The organism is uncultured Campylobacter sp. (assembly GCF_938018145.1).
Taxonomy (GTDB): Bacteria; Campylobacterota; Campylobacteria; order Campylobacterales; family Campylobacteraceae; genus Campylobacter_A.
Genome location: NZ_CALIII010000465.1, coordinates 1 through 2942, shown reverse-complemented (window position 1 = coordinate 2942; position 2942 = coordinate 1). Strand labels below are relative to the sequence as shown.

Below are 2942 nucleotides of genomic sequence, written 5' to 3'. Positions count from 1 at the left end.
TTTGCGGATTTTGATTTTCTCGCTCGCTCGCCGTCAAATTTGCGCTACCGTCCGCGTCAAATTTATCGTTCAAATTTACCGCGCCGTTTTTAAAAATTTGAATTTCTTGCGTTACCGGACCGAAATTTTGCGACGAAAAGCTAAAATCTCGCTCGCCCAGGTCCTCAAATTTGCCCGTCAAATTTCCCGCGCCAAACGCAGCCGCGTGCTTTGCGATGGCCTCCACCGCGGCGCTTGCCATCACGGCGTCGCCCAGCCAGGTCGGCAGCTCAATCAAGATTCGCACGTATGATCTCCAGCGTCGCGTTCGCGTTTTTTTCGATGCTAAACTCGCTAGCAAGCGCCAAATTTCGCTCTTGCAGCATTGCTAGCCGCTCGTCGTCGTTTAGGATTTCATCAATCAGAGCGCAGATGTCGTAGTCTTGCGGCGAGCTCATTACAAACTCCTCAGGTAGTATCTCTGCAGCGCCGTTTTGAGCGGTCGTGATAGCGACGCAGCCGTAGCTAAGCGCCTCCAAAACGACGTTTGAAAAGGGCTCGTACGCCGTCGGAAACAAAAACAGCTCGCTGCCTTCGTAAAATCTCGCCGCGCTTTTTTGCGCGCCCGTAAATACGGCGTTTAGGCCTAGTTCCTTGGCTAGATTTTTGTAGCGGGCGGCGTTTTTGTCGCGGCCGACGATTAGGCAGTTTACGCGGGTTTTTAGGCGAGCCGCGATGCGTAAAAACTCCTCCGCGCCCTTGCGTTTAAAGCCGCTTCCCACAAATAGCAACGTCGGGAGGTGAAAATCAAGCCCAAACTCCTCGCAAAGAGCGAGCTTTGCCGAGCCTTTTTGCACGCGAGTAGGCAAATTTACGCCGTTATAGACGACTGCGATCTTTTCCTCGGCGATGCCGTAGGTATCACAAATTTGACGCTTTATGAAATTTGAGTTGGCGATGATTTTTTTAGCATTTTTAAAAGTGCGCTTTTCAAGGTAGGGAATGACGAAATTTAGGGGGTTTGTGAACCAAAAAGGCTTGGTTTTCATATAGACTTTGTGCACGCCGTCGCCCGCGCGGTAGATGTCGGCGCAGGTGATGCGCTCAAGGCTAAAATAAATCTCGTCCGCGCCCTTTTGCCGCTTGGCTTGCGAGTTAAAACGCAGGGCTTTGATCCACGAGCTTAGCTTTTTGCTACCGTTAAATCCGCGCGTCTCGCACGCAACGCCCGAGTCTTTTAGAGCTTTAACGAGCCGCGATAGATATCTCTGCGCCCCGCCGATAGCGTCCAGATCGAGCCTTAAAAATACTATTTTTTTCATGTTCGCCTTTTAAAATTTAGCGGTATTTTATAAGTTTTTTGATGAATTTTAGGTTATGCCTGGCGGGCAAGGGATGAGGGCGTAAATAAGTATAAGCGTAAAATAGGTATAATCGCGCAAAAAAAGGAAAATCGTGAAAATTTTGCTCGTTAGAAACGATAACATCGGCGATCTCATCTGCACGACGCCAGCGATAGAGGCGCTGCGAAAGGCTCATCCGCGCACGCAGATCGACATCGTAGCAAACAGCCTAAACGTATGCGTCGTTCGCGGCAATCCCTTTTTAAATAAAATATATATCTACACTAAACCAAAGCACGTAAAAGGGCTGGCAGCAAAAGTACGGGCGTTTTGGGGAAAATGTAAAATTTTGCTTCAAATTCGCCGCGAAAAATACGATGCGACCGTGATTTTTAGGAGTGCTTATTCGCCATCGGCCGCGATATTTTCCAGAGCCGCCGGAGCTAAAACGACGATAGGAGCAGCAAAGCAAAATGAGGGCCGTTCATTAATGACTCATAAACTAAACTTTAATCCGCCGCCTCACGAGGTGCTGCTTTGCTGTGAGCTAGTAGCGCCGCTGGGAGCGAAATTTGACGGAGAAAAAACGCTTTACGTACCGAGCTTTAAAAGCGAGAAATTTAAGGATTTCGTATTTTTTCACGTCTCATCAAGGGTGGAGCAAAACCGTATGGACGAGGCTAAAATTTTACGGATTTTGGCGTTTTTAAAGCAAAATTTCGGACGCGTCGCCGTTAGCGCGGAGGACGTAAAATTTGGCGAAAAAGTAGCGCAAGAAGCGGGCGTAGAGTTTGCTGCAACTAAAAATTTAGACGAGCTAGCCGGCTATATCTGGGCGGCTAAATTTGTCCTCACGCTTGACGGCGGAGTGGCGCACCTAGCTCCGGCGCTTGGCGTAAAAACGGTGCTGGTGCTTGGCAAAACGGACGCCGCTCGCTGGGCTCCCATTTACGGCGGAGCGGAGTGTACCGTGCTGCAAAGCGCTAGCAAAAGGGCGCAGGACGTAGCGGACGAGGAAATCTACGAGGCGGTCAAAAATATATGAAAAAAACTGACAAAATCAATATCCTAGAGCTTGAAAGCTCACTGGGTTTCGGCGGTCAGGAGCACCGCACGCAGCGCGTCATAAACGGGCTAAATAAGGATAAATTTAAGGTATTTTACGCGCTAAATCCAGGCTCAAAAAGCTTTGAAAAGCCGATTGATTGCGAGTTTGTAGGATTTAACCTAAGCAAGGTTTATAATATTTTTGAAATTTTTAAAATTTGCCGTTTCGTGCGCGAAAAAAATATCTCTATCATCGCCACGCACTCGGGCAAGGACGGCAACATCGGCGCGATCGTCGCAAAGCTAACGGGCGCCAAAGTCGTGCGCACTAGACACCTGCAAACGCCGATCAGATCGGCGTTTAGCTACAACGTAAACGATAAAATCGTAGCCGTCTCAAACGCCGTAAAAGCCCAGCTCGTCTCGCAAGGCGTGCGGGGAAATTTGATAGACGTTATCTATACCGGCGTGGATACGGCGCGGTTTAATCCAAATTTCACCAAAGATATAAAAGCGGAGCTAAATTTGAGCTCAGATTGTGTTGTAGTGGGTATCATAGCGGTCTTGCGCGCA

Annotated in this window: 3 protein-coding genes and 1 pseudogene; 2 read left to right on the top strand and 2 right to left on the bottom strand. The window is 48.8% G+C overall.

Features of this window, described 5'->3' with window-relative positions:
- Positions 1–286 (bottom strand): annotated as a pseudogene (locus Q0338_RS10975) (ADP-heptose--LPS heptosyltransferase); the annotation flags it as partial.
- Positions 270–1301 (bottom strand): glycosyltransferase family 4 protein, encoded by a 1032-nt coding sequence (locus Q0338_RS10970; RefSeq protein ID WP_298086741.1) that lies wholly within the window; start codon positions 1299–1301, stop codon positions 270–272. The gene Q0338_RS10970 and the pseudogene Q0338_RS10975, both read right to left, overlap by 17 nt.
- A gap of 133 nt (positions 1302–1434) precedes the next feature.
- On the opposite strand from Q0338_RS10970, the gene Q0338_RS10965 reads away from it, so the two are divergent.
- Positions 1435–2367: a glycosyltransferase family 9 protein gene (locus tag Q0338_RS10965; protein ID WP_298086740.1), complete on the top strand. Its 933-nt coding sequence runs from the start codon at positions 1435–1437 to the stop codon at positions 2365–2367.
- Positions 2364–2942, top strand: a 579-nt coding sequence (locus Q0338_RS10960) for a glycosyltransferase (RefSeq protein ID WP_298086739.1), incomplete at its 3' end; no start/stop codon positions are given. The genes Q0338_RS10965 and Q0338_RS10960, both read left to right, overlap by 4 nt.